A 17,068-nucleotide genomic window follows, 5' to 3' on the forward strand; every position below is an offset into this window, starting at 1 on the left:
TCGCCGAAAACCAATCCAACTTGCCTCCGAGATGTTCCTTAAAAGCCATTCGGCAGCACTAGCGAATCAAACAAAAAACCTCCCTTGCGGGAGGTTAGTCTTGTTGCTGTTACTTCTTACATGCCACCCAGTAGTAGGTGGTGACGCCCGTATTGCCCTTCTGGTTGGCGGGCGCGGACGAAACAGAAACCATGCAATCAGCGTGATCCTTGCAGAACTTCACCAGCGCGGCTTCATAGTCTTCGCGAGAGTCAGCGGAAGTCTTCACCTCTACCCGATAAACACCGCCTCCGAGGTCCTTCATTTCCACGTCACTCTTATCTACCGGATCAGCCAGGAGCTCCGGCTTCACATCGTCCGTCATGGGCCTTTCATCGGCTGGAAGGACAGGCGCAGGAGGATCGGCATAGAGACTCTGCGGAGAGAACCAAGCGAGGCAGAGCAATGTCAGCGCGGCGAGACAACAAACGGCGGCAAGAGCGTTACCGAGGAAATTCTTCACTGGAATACTCCCTTCATGAAATGAACGTACTAAAGGGTATTATAACAAAAAAAGCCCCCCAAAACAAGGGGGCTAATCTATGCCGACACTACCAGATGATCATATGCCGCGAGCGTAAGGAACTCGGGGAACTTTTCGGAAAATACCATCTCCCGGAAAATCTTTTCGGCGAGGTTAAACTTCCCGCCCGCCCAGGCGGGCAAGCCCCGCAAATCCTGCATCACTTCCTTAATCACTTCATCCAAAGCCTTAGCCGAACACATTTCCACGTTGTGCTTCCGCCACTGCCAAATCTGTGCGCGAGAAATCTCTGCCGTCGCCGCATCTTCCATTAGGTTGTTCAAAGTGACACAACCGACGCCCCGCAGCCAAGCCTCCAGATACTGGATGCCGATACTGACATTACTGTATACGCCATCGCCGCTAATTGCCCCCTTCGGAACGCGGAGCAAATCTTCCGCGGTGACATGGACATCTTCACGCAAAACATCCAGCTGATTCGGCCCGGGCATTCCCAGATCGAAAATTTCTTTCACATCCGGAACATACGCCGGATGAGAAACCCATTTACCATCAAAGCCCAACCCTATCTCACGCGCAGAATCAGCTTTAACTTTCAGGCTATTTGCGATGTTAACTTTCTCATCCTTGCTGGGACTCTGCGCCGCCATTCCGCCCATCGCGAGAGCTCCCCGCTTATGACAGGTCTCCACCAGAAGATCAGCATACGGAGCGAGAAAACCTCCGTCCATTTTCAAAGTGGAGCGGTCCGGCAAAACAAAACGCGGATGAGCAGAAAGCTTCTTGATGTAGCTGAAAATGTAGTCCCAGCGGCCGCAATTCAGGCCAGCCGAATGCTCGCGAAGAGCATAGAGAATTTCTTCCATCTGGAACGCCGCCGGCAAAGTCTCAATCAGCACGGTCGCGCGGATAATTCCCCGCGGCAAACCAAACTGGTCTTCAGACCACCGGAAGATTGCATCCCAAAGCATCGCTTCGACAGAGCTCTCCATTTTAGGAAGGTAGAGATAAACTCCCGTACCTTTATCTACGAGTGCCTGAGCGTTATGGAAAAAATACATTCCGAAGTCGAACAAACTCGCCGACATCGGCTTGCCGTCCACCAGCACGTGCTTCTCCGGCAAATGCCAGCCGCGAGGACGGAAAAACTGCACAGCTGTTTTTTCTTTCAGCGCATACTTTTTCCTGCCGGTCTCAAAATCAATCTGCCTTCTTACAGCGTCAAAAAGATTAATCTGCCCGTTGACGATATTCGCCCAAGTCGGAGCATCGGAATCTTCCGAGTCCGCCATGTAGCAATTCGCCCCGGAGTTCAAAGCATTAATTACCATCTTCCGGCTTGATGCCGGCCCGGTAATCTCCACTCGCCTATCTTCCAGATCTTTCGGAGCCGGAACAACTTTCCATTCGGAAGTACGAATAACCGTATTGCCGAAAGAAAGGCTACGGAAATCGCCGGTGTCTAGCCTGCGCTGGAAAACATCTCGCCACTCCAAATTTTTCCTGCGAATATCTCCGAACTCTTTATTAAGTTCGCCAACGAAGCGCAGGGCTTCAGGCGTCAGAATTTTCTCGTCCCCTTCTACCTTCGGACCTCTGACTCGGACGTCAGTATTCACAAACCTCTCCTTTTCAATGGACCGAGAAGAGCATATCAAAAAACCTTAGATTTAAAAAGCCACCCTCATGGGTGGCTAAATTTCACAAACTCCTCCGGCACAAGCTGCTTCCTTCGCGCCCTTGGTTTCATCATCCTGCTCATAAAGCACGATATCAGCGAAGTTAATTTCCGGAAGCTTGGCCTTCAACTCCCGATATTTTTCTTCAGCGGTTTTTACTACCACCATTTCTCCGGTTTTTTCATTCACGGCTACATCATCCATAATTTCCTCATAAGGAGATTGCACGTAAACGTTCTGCTCGGAGAAGAAAGCCAGACCACCCACCATATCCCAATTTTTCCTCACCCAATGCACTGCCTCAATCCACTCTTCGGGCTTGATGTAAATCGAAGCCGAGGGATTGTGCTCGGTATAATTCTCTTTAAGAATTTTCCAATAATCCAGCTGCTGCACGACATTTTTATCGCGGCGGGTAATTGCTCCCTCTGGAGCTTTGACCACGAAAGTAATCACATAATTCGCCAGAGCACCCGTGCTCTGATAAGCATCAGCTTCATACGGGTATTTCTGCTCTTTAAGCATCTCAAAAATCGGATCGGTCGCGGACAAACGAGTGCGGCGAAGGTAGTACTTAGCATAGCGGGTATGCAGGCCGGATGCCGAATTGACCAATTGGGAAACAGTTCCGGACGGCTTCACACAAGTGATTGCCGTCGACTGATTGATGCCAAATCGCTTGGCATATTCCTTATTAACCTCAACGGCCCTTTCCTTAAGCTTTCGCAAGGTCTCAGGATTACGCACGGCAGGGCAATCCCACTGACCGGTTAGAGAAACGCCAAGAAGGCGCTCTTCGTCACAATTCTCCTTCCACTCTTTGGACAGATATGGAAAATTAGTAAGGGTCGCCTGATAGGTGCCCATAATGGTCGCCAAGCGTACCTTTTCCAGCAAAGTTTCCTCGGTATCTTCCGCCCGACAAATAACCTCCGTAAGGTTACAAAACTGTTTGGACTTCAACACAATTTCACCACAAGGATTAGTGCCGCTAGTGGCGGCATCCTTCTCAAAAATTTTCCAGCGCCGAGGAGGCAGCTGATCTTTCAGGCCCGCCCGATTAAATATGCCCCGTTCACCGGTTCCGCCTTCAGCCAATTGCTGCCATTCTTTCATCAAAACGACGTCAGTCGGCTTAGAAGCGTAGGCAACCGAGTTGTTGGCCATATGCCGCTGTTTTTCATCTCTCTCCCAAAAACGCTTATCTTTAGCAACGCGCATTTCCAAATCATCAAGATTGGACAAAGAAAGCATCGCGCTACGACGCACACCTCCCATTTCTACAATCTCTCCGACCTTACAGGCAATATCATGCACATCAATCGGCTTCAATCGCCTGTCCTGCCGCTCCAAAACTTTGTCGCGGGCAAACTCCATCAATGCCTTCAATGGTCCGGGGCCGGAACTTCTTCCGCCCATGGTATGCAATCTCGCTCCCATCGGGCGCAGTTCAGAATAATCAACTTCCACGTCCTTACCGTCATACCAATGTCGCATGCACTTCACAAACGCATCCGCCCATCCTTCTTTGCTGTCTTCTACGACAATTTTTACCTTAGGCTTCCCGGTCTGACGCTTAATCTGCGGAAGTTTTTCAATACTCTGATACTCCACAGAAAAACCGACTCCGGTACCGCACATCGAGAGATACATGATTTCACCGAAATCCTGAAGCTCCGAAATGGCGATAAACGAACAATTGTATCCGGAAACGTTGGTGGATTCAGCTGCCCCGCCGGCGCTCCAGAAAAGCCGCATAGACGGCATAACTCGCATATTGAGAACCGCCTCTTTCAAATCACCATATTCTTGGTCGATCATCTTGTTGCCAAGATTTTTAAACATGAAATCGAAGTAGCGTTGAACGCTTTCAATCCAAGTTTCACGCCTTCCTTCCGATTCTATCCATCTGGAATACCGGCTAAAAAAAATGTACTCGCTAAAATCATCAGAAAAGAATTTTTTACTGTCAGCTACGAGCTGTTTAACTTTCTCGGGCACTTCTTTTTTCTTTTCCCGGACTTCGGCTCGTTTTTCCCGATAAAGAATGTAGGCCTTGGCGGTCTTGGTATAGTCCAAAAGCATCAAAGTGCGCTCAACGTAATTTTGAATCGTTTCGATATCCAAAATCTCCTTCGCGGAATGCTCTTTTTTAAGCGCTTTCAGCACCTTGTCGGAAACACGAGCAGCTTCCTCCTCGCCACCTTCTCCTGTGGCATTTAGCGCCTTAAAAATAGCGCTGGTAATGCGGCTCTGCTCGAAATCGAGGATTGATCCGTCCCGCTTACGAACTTTGGTAAACATCGTAGTTTCTTTTTTCATCACTGCTCCTTTGCTGGATTCGAATTATTAAACTGCTAAACGGAATTATACAGTTTGGGAACGAATTGGGCAACGAGTGATATCTAAATTTTTATATCTTCAGTCTACTCCCGCTTTTCAAGATTATAGAAGTGCATAAGTACTTTGTCGGTTGTTTTATCCCGCTACGCGGGATCCCGCCTTATTTATATTTAAAAATAGTGCGGCGGGACAAAATTCGGATTTCATGGTATCATCCAGGCAATATGGACAATGAAATTTTCCCGATGCGTCTCAATAAATATCTCGCTTGGAAAAAACTGGCTAGCCGCCGTGAAGCGGACAGGTTGATTTCAGACAAAAAAGTACTCATCAATGACAGGGTGGCGGTTTTGGGTGATAAAGTTTCAGAAAAAGACGTTGTAAAAATCATCGAAAGAAAGGGTAAAGAAGAACTTCCAAAATTAACCGTCGCACTAAACAAGCCACGCGGTTTGATTTCGGCCATTAATGAGAAGGGCGGCGAAACAATCTTTGATTATCTACCTCAATACAAACACCTCAACGCCGTCGGCCGGCTAGATAAAGAAAGCGAGGGTTTAATTCTGCTTTCCAACGATGGAGTTCTCACCGCCGTCGTTACCAGCGAAAAACATCTAATTGAAAAGGAATACGAGGTTCAGGTTTGGGAAAAAATTCAACCGTTGAGTCTTAGGCGCTTAGCGGAAGGCGTTCTACTGGATGGCAAAATGACTCTGCCGGCCGTAGTAGAGCAGCTAAATGACATGTCTTTTTCGATAGTTTTAAAAGAAGGACGCAAACATCAGATTCGCCGGATGGCCGCCGAGACACATCTGACAATTAAAAATTTGAAAAGAATTCGTATAGGGAAAATAACACTCAAAGAAATTGAAAAACCCGGCGAATATCGGGAACTGAAGCCGGAAGAAGTAAATAAACTAAAAAACGCCTAAGGCGGTTTTTAGTTTTGGTGCCGCGGGAGGGAATCGCCTACAACTCTCGCCTCGCCGTCGCTCGGTTCGGTCGCAGGCCGCCCCTCGCGACCCCGCAAGCTTGCGGGGTATCGCTGCGTTCTTCAATATCCCTACGCGAGCCAAACAATTGGCTCGCTCCCGCCGCTACAAACAAAAAATAAAGCGCCTTTTCGTGGCGCTTTATTTTTCTGTTGTGCCGCGGGAGGGAATTGAACCCCCGACGCCAGCCTCTTCCAAAGGCTAGTTGGACTATCTCATTCCCGTTCTTAAAAACTTAAGAGTGCGGGATCGGGCGCTATTGCAGGATTATTGTTGGGACTCACCTGCTAGTCTCTACACCTTCCAGAAAACTTAAACCCTTTCTGGCTCGGCTCGGGATTGTCGTATGCATATTTTACTATACATCCGGTTTTCCCCGAATTCACCCAATTTTTCGATCCGCATTACTACGGAAGGCCCCAAAGATCTAGGGCTGCGCTCTACCACTGAGCTACCGCGGCATACTAACTAAAATTGTGGTTCTTAACGCCATCTATCCAGCCAATTATGCGATGGAATAGCTTGGTATCACTTATTCTAACCTGCAAAACCCCATAAGGCAAGCGATTAAATGGCCTCTTTCCCATACTGGATTTACTAATTCCAAGATAGGTTTTATTAAAGTTCTCCCTGGGAATACCGGTTGTCTTAACCCAATACTTCAGGGTCGCCTCAGCATTCATATGTTGAAAAATTCTTAAATTGGCTTTTATTTTCTCGACCGGTACTTTACAAATCTTTTTAATAAACGCCAAGAAGACATTGATTAAAACCGGATCAGCATTAGTAAGACTAATGGGGTGATATGTGACTTCCCTTCCACCTCTCACAATCGGCCGCTTATACCCCTCCGCCCAGTACAACGCCAAACCGATAAAAAATAGATTCTGAATAGAGATATTTGCAATCTCGCCGTGCGCTAATTTCTGGATTTCTTCTTTTCTTTGCAGAGCCAAATGAGTTTGATTTTTATTTCTTTTCAAAAGGCCTTCCAACGATTTTTGTTTGGACCGATTCTCAATTTTTTCCCTTGCACTCGCGGATAAAACTATGTTTTTCAACCATAGCGACAAAGTAGACTTAGAAATACCAGGCAAGGTTTTCTGGATTTCGCTATAACTCTTGCCCTGCAACCGTAGCTTAATGGCCGAGAATTTATCATTACGCATTATATATATCATAGCGCCGTCGTTCGATTATATCAACCCTCCCGCGACACAAAAATCAATAAATAAAAATCCCCGCCACTATGCCATAGCATAGTGGCGGATATAAAAAACAGGCCCTAGGGCCTGTTTTATTTTTCCCGATACAAAATGAATTTTTGAGTACAAATGATACCAATCATCACCAAAGCAAAAACGTTGACCCAAATCAAATGAGGATTGTCGAGAACCAAACCATAAGCGCACCAGAGGATATGACTGACTAGTGGCCAAGCGGCATAGAAAGCCGTCAGACCAACCTTCTTTTCCCGATAGTGCTTAATAATTTGCGTCGGCGAAGCCACTGAAAAGAAAATGAAAGTGGCCACCGAAGCCGACCATCCGAGCATATCGGCGAGGGTCATCCGGACTCCTTTTTATAACCAAAGGGTTCTGCTCGTATTTTAGCTATTTACCGCTCTTTGGCAATCTTCTCGCGGATTTCTTTCAAAAGTTTTTCCATAAAAGAAAGATTGTGGATAGTGGTCAGAATCGGGCCAAGCATTTCCTTGGCGTTAAAAAGATGGCTAATGTAAGCGCGGGAATAATTGGCGCAAGTATAACAACCGCAATCTTTATCAATCGGATTCTTATCTTTTCCATAGCGGCCGGATTTTATATTCAAGCGTTCGCCGCGCAGTAAAGCTCCTCCATTCCTTCCTAAGCGAGTCGGCGCTACGCAATCGAAGGTATCTATCCCCCGCTTCACCGCTTCCCAAATATCTTCCTCCGAGCCGATTCCCAACAAATGCCGCGGTTTATTTTCCGGCAATAATGGAATCGTCCAATCCAAAATCTTATACATATCTTTTTTAGACTTACCCAAGGAACCACCGATGCCAAAGCCATCAAATCCCATTCCGCCAATTAGTTTCGCGCTTTTCAAACGTAAATCCTTATAAGCTCCACCCTGCACGATACCGAAAAGAGCCTGACTTTGGACTAACGACTTTGGACTAACGACTTTGGACTTGAATGCCGCTAAGCAACGCTTAGCCCAATTATGTGTGCGCTCCAAAGATTTTTTAGTATATGCGTAGTCATGTAAAGGGGAAGTGCATTCATCAAAGGCAAAAATCAAATCAGCGCCTAGATTCTCCTGAATTTTTATAGATTTTTCAGGAGTGAAGAAATGCTTTGAGCCGTCTAAATGCGAACGAAATTCAACTCCGTCATCGGTGATAGTGGTCAAACTCTGTCCGCGCGGAGAATTTTGCTTGTGCGCAAGCTCGGCTTCCGACGGGAAGATATTCGCAATCTTGCTCACGCCATGTTCAATTGCCGCCCCTAAGCTAAAGGCCTGAAAGCCGCCGCTGTCTGTCCAGATCGGCCGATCCCAGTTCATAAACTTATGAAGCTTACCAATTCTTTTCACCGTCAAATCTCCCGGCCTCAAGTAAAGGTGGTAGGTGTTACAAAGCAAAGATTCAGAGCCGATGGCTTTTAATTGATCGGTGGTTAAGCCCTTAATCGCCGCCTGCGTCGCTACGGGAATAAAAGCCGGAGTATTAATCACGCCGTGCTTTGTGTGAATTTCTCCAAGTCTTGCGCGGGACTTTTTTGATTTCTTTAAAATCTTAAATTCCATAGAATACTTAATACTAGCTACTTTCTACTAACTACTAAAATTGTGCGCTAGGCGCGCACGATTTTATAAGGCTTCTTTGTCAAGTCTACTATCTTAGAGCCTTTTGTCTTTTTATTGATACCTGCATGGATAACCGCATCGATCATTTCCGCCGTTTTCTTGAACATTTCCTTATATTGGGAAGGGTCCCTCAACGGATCTTTTCCCGCAACGTTAGCGCTGGTCGCTATGATTGGCCTATCGAAGTAACGAAACAATTCCTTGGTCCAACGATGTTTGGCCAAACGAAAAGCGCCGGTGTGCTTCATCGCCGCCAACGGAGAAAGATTTTTAGCTTTTAAAATGAAAGTGGTCGGCTTCTTAGACTTAGTCATCGCTTTTTTCTGGTCGGGACTAAAAGAAGCGTACTCCGCCAACATATTAAAATCTTTAACCAGAATCGGAAAAGCCTTACCAATCTGGCGGCCTTTTATCTGATAGATCTTCAACAGCGCCTGCGGATTAGTGGCATCACAGCCGAGTCCATACAGAGTTTCAGTCGGAAAAATCATCACGCCGCCGGCATTAAGGATTTGAGTGACTTCTTGAGGTTTTAAGCTTATTTTAGGCATAAGTTAAGTTAACAATGGAAATTATAGCAAAAATCCGCTTAGGTGTCAACCCTAAGCGGATTTGGTGATTACCAGCAAAAAGCGATGAGTCTGATAATGAAAATATTGTATAGGAAGTGGCTGAACGATACGGCCGCCAAGGCCTTGAACTGAAACTGGCTCTTGGCGTCCACGCACTTAACAAACAAAAGGCCCCAAACGAGAAAGAGCACTCCTTGCAAAGCCGCCGCGCAAACAATTGCCATGTTGCGCCCGGCAAAATCACGAAAAAGTTCGTAATGGGCCATTCCAAAATAAAGACTAGCGGGCAGAGCAACCATCAGCAAAATCCCTACCCTTTTCCGTCCGCAAAGAATTACGGTCAAAGCGATAAGCCACCACTGCGCAATAGCGGTCTCGCCCAACACGCCCATCATCTGCCCCACCAAATGCATCGCCGACGGAAGATTCCAGTTGATCTCTGGGGGCTCCAAAGAGTAACTCCGAATAATAATTCCGGTAACCATCAGACCCCAAAGCAAGGAAAAAATCGTAACTGCAAAGCCGATCTTCAACCAAGAGCGCATATCGCTCGGGGGACTCTCTAGACAACTCATCGCTTCCGACCAACAACTCTTCAACTTGCACATAACTCACCTCATTTTTAATGAACAAATCCAGTATAGTCAGTTGCTCGTTAATAGCAAATATTGTATCGTTTCCTCATTGGTCTCATCGTCTAGTTGGTCAGGACATACGGTTCTCATCCGTAAAACATGGGTTCGAATCCCATTGGGACCACAAAACTCAAAATAAATCTGGGATTCGAACCCAGCAGCACACCGTGTTGGAAGGCGCTCGGAAACCAGAAGGTGTCCGAGACGGGGGTCGGGGTGCTGCGATAGTGGTTCGGCAAACATTAGGCGGCAGCCTCAATGCGCAGCGAAAATCCCATTGGGACCACCAAAATTACGAGATCAACTTCTTCAACTCTTCCACCATCGGAACATTTTCCGGGTCAGCTCCGTATGCTTCAGCTAGGTAAAAAGCGGTCCAATCCGCCAAAAGAGTGCTGGAGAATATTTTCTCCCAAACATTACCGCCGGTCATTTCAATTTCTTCAACACCAAATCCCCTGTCCCGATAAAGCTTAGCGGTCACTGCCATCCGCTTTCCGATGCGCGGATGATCTTCTGAATCGCGCAGGAAAATAAAATGGAAATTTTCCGCGATTGGTTTTGCTTTTGGCGCGCAATCAAAGCCGGTCATTTCGTTGTGATTCAATTCCGGAAACCGGTTGGCGAACGCCGGAATTTTCGCCGTTTCGTTAAATTTTATTTTCCAATTATAAGCGACGGGCATATTCACCCGCGAAGTATAAATAACCGGAACTTTTCCCACCAACTTCTCCGCCAGCTTCTTTCCGGCAACTTCGGACGGCTTGGTATTCAATTTCGCCACGGCGGCGATCTCTTTCAACGCCTCATCCATCCCCAATAGCGCCAAAATCGCCTTTATGCTGAAGCCCGTAGCCATTCTGGGCTGGATACCGTCCGCCGGCAATTCAACGTAAGGCAAACCTAACTCCTTCGCTTTCGCCAGCAACTTCCCTCCCGCGGCCACCACTGCAACCGCCAAGCCAAATTCTGTCGCCGTCTCCATAGCGCTCAAAGTTTCTTCAGTATTTCCGGAGTAAGAACTGGCGATCACCAAAGTGCGGCTCAAATCGGCTTCAGCAATTTCCGGCAGGCCATAATCGCGATGGATCACCAGGTCCAGCAATGGATTCCAAACTTTCAAAAGATCCGCTCCCAAACTGGAACCGCCCATTCCGGCAACTACAAATTTGCTGTATTGATGCAGTAAATCTTCGTTCTCTATTTTCGGCGCCCAAGCAAACTGCTTGGGGAAATTTTGGATCGCTTCTTTCATTGCCTAATTATAACAAAAAGCCTCCCTCTTGCGAGGGAGGCGCTAAAGTTACTTCGGATTCTGATCGTCCTTCTTTTCCTGTTTTTGGTTCTTCACCATCCACTTCATCAGGTTGCCCATCATTCCTTCGTTATCGCCGCTCCCACCCCAGAAAGTGCCCTCGTTGGAAGGCATCCAGACGAAGGTGGTATTAGCCGCGATGGCCTTCGCGAACTCATAGCGAGCCAGCGATTCACCGCCTCCGAAAGCCTCGGTCATCACCTTGGTGCCGTCAGCGTCCGCCTTCTTCTTGAGGAAGATGACGTCCGCTTCAGCCGTGCCTCGGGCAACCGTGTTTTCGGCTTCCTTCTTGGCGGTCTGAAGATCAATTTCCGCCACCGCCAGCTTTTGCTTCGCCTGCGTCTCGGCAACCATCTTTGCCGTCTCGGCCTCGATCTGCTTCTTACGCTGATCGATCTTGGTCTCCTCTTCCATCCGCGCCGCGTCCGCTTTCGCCTTCTCCATCTGCTCCTTCGAGCGGAGGGTTTCCTGACGAGCGACCTCGGCTTCCCGGACCGGCTTGCGTAGTTCTTCCGGAACCTCGATTTTCCGCACAAGGCAACGCAGAATTTCAATACCCTTCTCCACGCACACCCTCTTCATCTCTGCCAGGAAGGCGTGTTCAAACTTCTCACGACCGATGCCCTGGATGAATTCCTTGGCGCCATACTTCGATCCCTCGACTCGAGAGATCGAGCGGGTGTTCTGCACGATCACCTTACGATCCAGCGCCGCGATGTCGCCCTGATCCTGAAAAACCTTGGCGATCAGATGCTCGTTCACCTGCCACTCGACGGCCACGTCGAATTCGATCGTGAATCCGTCGTTGGAGGGGAACTCGATTGCATCGTTAGCAGGGCCGGTCCCGTCGCTGTGAAACTCGGTCACCTGCGTCTGGGTACTCATTTGTGTGACCTGATACATGTAGGGGTTCATGAAGTAGGTGCCCGAACCGAGCACTTTTCCCTGAACACCTTTCTGTCCCTCGGTGGCCAGCTCCTGATCTTCTGGCGTTTTCTCACCAGACTTGGCAGTCACCACGCCCACGAAGCCGGCGGGAATCTTGATCGAGTCCACCTTCTCCAGCTTGTACATCGTCGGATGGACACGATACCTGCCGGGGCCAAGCACCTGGGCCAACGGGCCCTGATAGTCGCTTTCCGGCAGACCGAATTCATTGGCCTTCTTTACCGGGGCCACGACCATTCCATTGGGCATCGTAGCTCCGAAACGCTGGTGCAAGACGCCGATCTGTCCTTCCGAGATCTCTTCCATCTTCACCGCTTCGGCTCTCCGACCCCAACGGAAGTAAAGAGTAAAGCCCTGTGAATGGATCTCTTGGGTCGGGCCGCGCTGGCCCGCCTGAGCCAGGTTCTGGCCCGCCGGCAAGCTCTCTCCGAACCGATTTACGAAGTAGTAGAACTCATCCTGATCGGGAAGGAGCCAGCCGACCGGACTCGCGACCACGAGGATCAGGAGCAGGCCAAGCAGGGTTCCACCGAAAACAGCAAGCTTCTTCTGCAATGAGGTCACTGCAATCTCCTTGAAAAGAACGGCTTCTGCGCGATTAACCCATCGCGCCATCGGGTTGTCCCGCAAACGGGACAATGGCAATAAAGTAGCAAGAAATCTTATTAAAGTCAAGGGCTCCGGCCAATAGCCCCTCGGAAACGGCATAATTTGCTTCCAGCGAGCAAATTTGCCTCTCCCTCGCTTCGCCACTTTAGATAAGACCAAGCTGGCGAAGCTCCGGCATGTTCCTCGAAGCTATTGGCCTGCGCTTTGTTATAATTAAGCGATACCGATGAAAAAAATTAGCGCCGCTTTGTTAATTTTAGGAGCTTTAGCGGTTTTTTGGCATTTTGTATCGCCGAACATACCCGATCTGGATAGTTTTTTTTATCTCGGAAAGGCCTTATTGATGCGAGAGCAGGGTTTGGCGGAAGCAACCTTCCCATGGGCCCAGCTGTCGGTCATTAAAGAAACTTCATCTTCCTTATGGTTCGGCTTCAGCTTATTGATGCTCCCCTTTTCTTTTTTGCCGTCACCCTCTCTGGCGATTAAAATATTCGGAATCTTGGTCACCCTTTTCGCCTTGGGGTCGTGCTATTTCGTGGCGCGGCGGCATCAATTCCACTGGCCGATCTTTTGGCCGCTCCTGATGTTTTTTTCCGCGCCTAATGTCACGGCGCAGCTCCTGATGGTCCGCCCGCAAACTCTGACAGTCGGCCTCGGTTTGCTTTTGCTGTCGTTTCTGATCCGTGGCGGCTGGATGCCGGTCTTTATAGTTTCCTTTTTCATCTCTTGGATTCATTTAAATTTTTCCTGGATAGCCATCGCTATTTTGGGCATAGTAATAGTTGGCCGAATAATTATTGATAGAAAAGTAGAATGGCTGAAAATCATCGCGGTACCCGCGGCTTTATTGCTTGGCTGGGTAGCCCGCCCGAATCCGATCGGCGCCGCAAAACTTTTTTATATCCAGGTAGTCCAACAAATATTAGAGAAGCAAAGTGGGCTTCCCCTTCTTTTTGGCACCGAAAACCTTCCCCTTGGTTCAGCGACGCTCTTCCGTAACTTTTCGCCATTCCTGGCCATCTGGATATTCGCCGGTCTAATGCTCGCTTGGTGGATAATCAAAAAACAGCTAGTGGATAAACAAAAAATTCTGATTGCCTCGTCGTCAGTCTTCTTGTCATTGGTGTTTTTCTCGTTAAGCATCCTGATAGCGCGCCGGAGTTATAATTTCTGGATTGCATTTGGAGTTCTGGCCATCGCCCTAGCCTTCAGTTGGATATTAGATTTAGCCAGGCAACGTTATGATTTAAAACCCCTAAAAGACTGGGCAGCCGGAATTGCTGTCTTCTCTTTAATATTTCTGACCTTCTTCTCCGGGTTAAAAACTCTGAATAGTCTGGCGAAAAGCTACCCGCCGGACCTAATGAAAGAATCTGCGGAATGGCTGGCAAAAAATTCCCAACCCGGAGATTTAGTGTTCAATCTGCATTGGAGCCATTTTTCTCCTTTATTTCTCTGGAATCGCTCTAATTATTACATCGGGGGGCTGGATCCAATTTTCCAATACCGCTACAACCCCGAACTTTACTGGCTTTTCCACTATCCGTCAGCCGGCATAAGCACCTCCGTGACCTGCCGATACCTAGAATGCACCAATGACTCAGTAGAAAGCACCTATTCTGCTCTGAAAAACGACTTTCGCGCGAAATATATTCTGGTCAGCAAGCCGCACAATCCAAACTTCAATAAATTCGCGGCCTCCGACCCAAGATTTGAAAAGGTGTTTGAGGCTGTCAATGAAGTCGTTTATCTAATAAAATGAGAGCATAGACACCGCTGATATGTCGCCCGAATTCAAAAAAATAATTTATTGGCTCTTGCCCCTGGTCTTAATAGTCAGCTTCGCTTTTTTTATTCACGGAAGACTGGTTAATTTCTCCGATGCGGACAGTTTTTATCACATCCGTCATTCCTGGGTCTACCGCACGACGGGACTGTTTAATACTTCTTTTCCCTGGGTGCAATATTCGGTAATCAATCAGTACGCCGCGGATATTTGGTACGGCTTCCATATGCTGATTCTACCCTTCACTTATTTCCAAAATCTGACGGATGGAATCAACTGGGGAGCTTTGTTTGTGACCACGATTGCCGCCTCGCTTTTCTTTTTATCGCTTCTTAAGCTAAAAATACGCTGGCCCCTGCTCTGGCTGGGTGTATTTTTATTTGCCTCTGCGGATCTTCTGTATCGGATAACTATGCTCCGTCCCCATCCCCTCTCCCTTGGATTAAGTATGCTGCTGTTTGCCTATCTCTCCACAAAAGAAACCAGCCGGTCCCGCTGGGTGATTTTCTTTCTTGCCGCCGGCCTATCTTGGCTCCATCTTTCTTTGAGCTGGATGGGCCTGCTGATAGTCGGAGTAGTTTCTATGATTGAATTCATACAACAACGAAAAATATCCATCTGGAAATATCTTACCGTGATTCTGGGACTACTGACTGGTCTGATTCTGCGACCAAATCCGATAGGTGCCACCAAGCTGGCCTATATTCAGGTGGTAAAATTGCTCTTTGAAAAACAAGGCGATGCACCTCTCCGATTTGGACGCGAGCTTACTCCGTTTGTATGGGAAAATTTTGCCGACCAGCTTGTGCCCATCGCTATCCTAATCTTGATCGCCGTCGGATTCGTTATTTGGCTAATCGCGACTAAAAAATGGCGGGCTGTCCCTATTGATTTCCGCTCCCCGATCATCTCCAGCCTCGCGTTGGAAATAATTTTTTTCCTGCTGACTTTCGGGGTGGCTCGCCGCTCCAATGAAATTTTCATCGGTTTCGCGGTTTTGTTTGTGGGATTGACCTTCTCGCAAGTAAAAATTTGGATATCAAAATATGAATGGCAGCACTACGCGCTCGGCATCGCGATTTTTATCGCCCTGATCTATATGCCATTTAAAACAATGTACCGCTTTGACACTTACATGGCCGGCACTTTCCCAGTTGACCGCTTCAAAGAAGTGACGGACTGGCTGAAAGCAAACACGCAGCCGGAAGAAATAGTTTTCAACATCCACTGGGACCGCTTTGCTCAACTGTTCTATCACGACCAGCATAATTATTTCATTAATGGCATGGATCCGATTTTTGAATATGCGTATGACCCGAGTTTATATTGGAAAACGCATTTCCTTGCGATTGATGCCGCTACTTCACATACTTGTGGCAAGGTGCGTTGCACAGCGGAAGAAGTGGAACCGATCGCTCAAGTCTTGAAAAAAGACTTCAAAGCGTCGTATATTCTAGTAGAAAAGCAACGTAGCCCAAAATTATCCGCATATCTGAACAGCGCTCCGGAATTTAATAAGGTTCTGGACACCGACCAAGACGCCCTCTATAAAATATTGTGAATAAAGAAATGAAATTTTCCGTAATCATCCCCGCCTACAACGAAAAGGACACGCTTCCGGTTATTTTAGAGCGCGTCCAGAAGCAGAAACCAACTGAAATAATTATTGTTGATGATGCCTCCACCGATGGCACGGAGGAATTCCTGAAGACTTATCAGGCTAAAAACGTAAAAATTATCCGCCATCAACAAAACTCCGGCAAAGGAGCGGCGGTACACACGGGCATCAAAAATGCCACACAGGAAGTAATTTTGATACAGGATGCTGATTTGGAATACGACCCGGAAGAATACGAGAAATTACTCAACCCGATTGAAAGCGGGCTGGCAGATGTAGTTTATGGCTCACGCTTCATCGGCTCTTCTCCGCACCGCGTAATGCTTTTCTGGCATTTCACCGGAAATAGATTCTTAACCCTACTCTGCAATATCGCCGCCAACTTGAATCTCACCGATATGGAAACGGGCTTTAAAGCTTTCCGAAAAAAAGCTCTGGACTCCATAACTCTTGAAGAAACTGATTTCGGATTTGAGCCGGAAGTCACGATTAAACTGGCGAAAAGGGGCTGGAAATTCTATGAAGTAGGAATTTCCTATCACGGCCGGGATTACGATCAAGGGAAAAAGATCCGTTGGACTGATGGCCTAAAGGCGATTGGTATCATTTTAAAACACTGGCTCAATCCCAGCGCTCAAAAATAACAAACAAAAATCCCGCGACACAAACGCGGGATTTTTGATTGCTATCGCTACCGAACTAGCGGGAAACGGAAAGTGAAGTGGAGGCTTGTCCGGAAATTGTTTCTCCGTATTTTCCTTCCACAGTAACTCGCCCAGCGTTATTCGCGATATCGTAATTAGTATCGTAATCGGTGCCACTAGTGAATGAACCGGCCGAAGGATCAAATGGCAAGCTGGTCATATAGGTAGGCACGAGACACTCATAGATGTCATATCCGCCGGTAGACTGCATCGTAGTAGTCGCAGTCGGAAGCGCAGCGCAATCGCCGGAGGTCTCCCAAACACCGCGGTTATCAGCCAAGCGCTGGCCAACCGCGTTCAAGATGGCGTTGATGTTGGCGGAGCGTTGAGTGTTCCGAGCCTGGGCAAATTGCCGAGCCGGGTTCAAAGCTACGATAACTACTCCAGCCAAGATCGCGATAATGCCGATAACAACCAACAATTCGATCAAAGTAAAACCTTTTTTGTTTTTCATAGTAAATAATGTAATTTTCACGACCTTTCTTGATACA

General features: G+C 47.7%; 15 protein-coding genes and 1 tRNA gene. 5 read left to right on the forward strand and 11 right to left on the reverse strand.

The features are described 5' to 3' along the window. Positions 1 to 109: 109 nt before the first annotated feature. From Q7S83_01190 to Q7S83_01200, 3 genes are all read right to left on the reverse strand, one after another. Complete coding sequence (locus Q7S83_01190; protein MDO8466736.1) at positions 110 to 502, reverse strand: hypothetical protein; 393 nt, start codon at positions 500 to 502, stop codon at positions 110 to 112. 77 nt (positions 503 to 579) lie between these two features. Further along, the gene (gene aceB / locus Q7S83_01195; protein MDO8466737.1) at positions 580 to 2,142 is read right to left on the reverse strand and encodes a malate synthase A; all 1,563 of its coding nucleotides are present in this window, start codon (positions 2,140 to 2,142) and stop codon (positions 580 to 582) included. Positions 2,143 to 2,217: 75 nt separating this feature from the next. Further along, a complete protein-coding gene (locus Q7S83_01200; GenBank protein ID MDO8466738.1) occupies positions 2,218 to 4,524 on the reverse strand; it encodes an ATP cone domain-containing protein in 2,307 nt (768 codons plus the stop codon). A gap of 245 nt (positions 4,525 to 4,769) precedes the next feature. On the opposite strand from Q7S83_01200, the gene Q7S83_01205 reads away from it, so the two are divergent. Beyond that, positions 4,770 to 5,477, forward strand: coding sequence for a pseudouridine synthase (locus Q7S83_01205; GenBank protein MDO8466739.1), 708 nt, complete (start codon positions 4,770 to 4,772; stop codon positions 5,475 to 5,477). Positions 5,478 to 6,001: 524 nt separating this feature from the next. On the opposite strand, the gene Q7S83_01210 is transcribed toward Q7S83_01205, so the two are convergent. From Q7S83_01210 to Q7S83_01230, 5 genes are all read right to left on the reverse strand, one after another. Beyond that, on the reverse strand, positions 6,002 to 6,706 hold the full coding sequence (locus Q7S83_01210) for a helix-turn-helix domain-containing protein (protein ID MDO8466740.1): 705 nt from the start codon (positions 6,704 to 6,706) through the stop codon (positions 6,002 to 6,004). A gap of 128 nt (positions 6,707 to 6,834) precedes the next feature. Then, the gene (locus Q7S83_01215; GenBank protein ID MDO8466741.1) at positions 6,835 to 7,107 is read right to left on the reverse strand and encodes a SemiSWEET family transporter; all 273 of its coding nucleotides are present in this window, start codon (positions 7,105 to 7,107) and stop codon (positions 6,835 to 6,837) included. Positions 7,108 to 7,154: 47 nt separating this feature from the next. Then, the gene (gene tgt / locus Q7S83_01220; protein ID MDO8466742.1) at positions 7,155 to 8,330 is read right to left on the reverse strand and encodes a tRNA guanosine(34) transglycosylase Tgt; all 1,176 of its coding nucleotides are present in this window, start codon (positions 8,328 to 8,330) and stop codon (positions 7,155 to 7,157) included. 47 nt (positions 8,331 to 8,377) lie between these two features. Continuing rightward, complete coding sequence (locus tag Q7S83_01225) at positions 8,378 to 8,941, reverse strand: L-threonylcarbamoyladenylate synthase (protein MDO8466743.1); 564 nt, start codon at positions 8,939 to 8,941, stop codon at positions 8,378 to 8,380. A 68-nt stretch (positions 8,942 to 9,009) separates the two neighbouring features. Next, positions 9,010 to 9,570 carry a hypothetical protein gene (locus tag Q7S83_01230; GenBank protein ID MDO8466744.1) on the reverse strand — a complete coding sequence of 187 codons (561 nt, stop codon included), beginning with the start codon at positions 9,568 to 9,570 and terminating at the stop codon, positions 9,010 to 9,012. A gap of 78 nt (positions 9,571 to 9,648) precedes the next feature. Between Q7S83_01230 and Q7S83_01235 the strand changes: the two genes are divergently transcribed. Next, positions 9,649 to 9,721 (forward strand) — tRNA-Glu (locus Q7S83_01235). Positions 9,722 to 9,889: 168 nt separating this feature from the next. Here Q7S83_01235 and Q7S83_01240 read toward each other — a convergent pair. Then, positions 9,890 to 10,852 carry a bifunctional phosphoglucose/phosphomannose isomerase gene (locus Q7S83_01240; protein MDO8466745.1) on the reverse strand — a complete coding sequence of 321 codons (963 nt, stop codon included), beginning with the start codon at positions 10,850 to 10,852 and terminating at the stop codon, positions 9,890 to 9,892. A gap of 48 nt (positions 10,853 to 10,900) precedes the next feature. Continuing rightward, positions 10,901 to 12,475, reverse strand: a complete 1,575-nt coding sequence (locus tag Q7S83_01245) for an SPFH domain-containing protein (GenBank protein MDO8466746.1) — start codon at positions 12,473 to 12,475, stop codon at positions 10,901 to 10,903. A gap of 220 nt (positions 12,476 to 12,695) precedes the next feature. Between Q7S83_01245 and Q7S83_01250 the strand changes: the two genes are divergently transcribed. From Q7S83_01250 to Q7S83_01260, 3 genes are read left to right on the forward strand one after another with little or no spacing between them, the layout of a single operon-like run. Then, a complete protein-coding gene (locus tag Q7S83_01250; protein MDO8466747.1) occupies positions 12,696 to 14,231 on the forward strand; it encodes a hypothetical protein in 1,536 nt (511 codons plus the stop codon). Between the two features lie 19 nt (positions 14,232 to 14,250). Continuing rightward, entirely contained in the window at positions 14,251 to 15,816 is a 1,566-nt protein-coding gene (locus tag Q7S83_01255; GenBank protein ID MDO8466748.1) for a hypothetical protein, read from the forward strand. A gap of 8 nt (positions 15,817 to 15,824) precedes the next feature. Next, complete coding sequence (locus Q7S83_01260) at positions 15,825 to 16,517, forward strand: glycosyltransferase family 2 protein (protein ID MDO8466749.1); 693 nt, start codon at positions 15,825 to 15,827, stop codon at positions 16,515 to 16,517. A 55-nt stretch (positions 16,518 to 16,572) separates the two neighbouring features. On the opposite strand, the gene Q7S83_01265 is transcribed toward Q7S83_01260, so the two are convergent. Continuing rightward, entirely contained in the window at positions 16,573 to 17,031 is a 459-nt protein-coding gene (locus tag Q7S83_01265) for a type II secretion system protein (GenBank protein ID MDO8466750.1), read from the reverse strand. Positions 17,032 to 17,068 lie beyond the last annotated feature (37 nt).

The sequence above is a fragment of the bacterium genome (genome assembly GCA_030646995.1).
Classification (GTDB): domain Bacteria; phylum Patescibacteriota; class Minisyncoccia; order UBA6257; family WO2-44-18; genus JAUSKF01.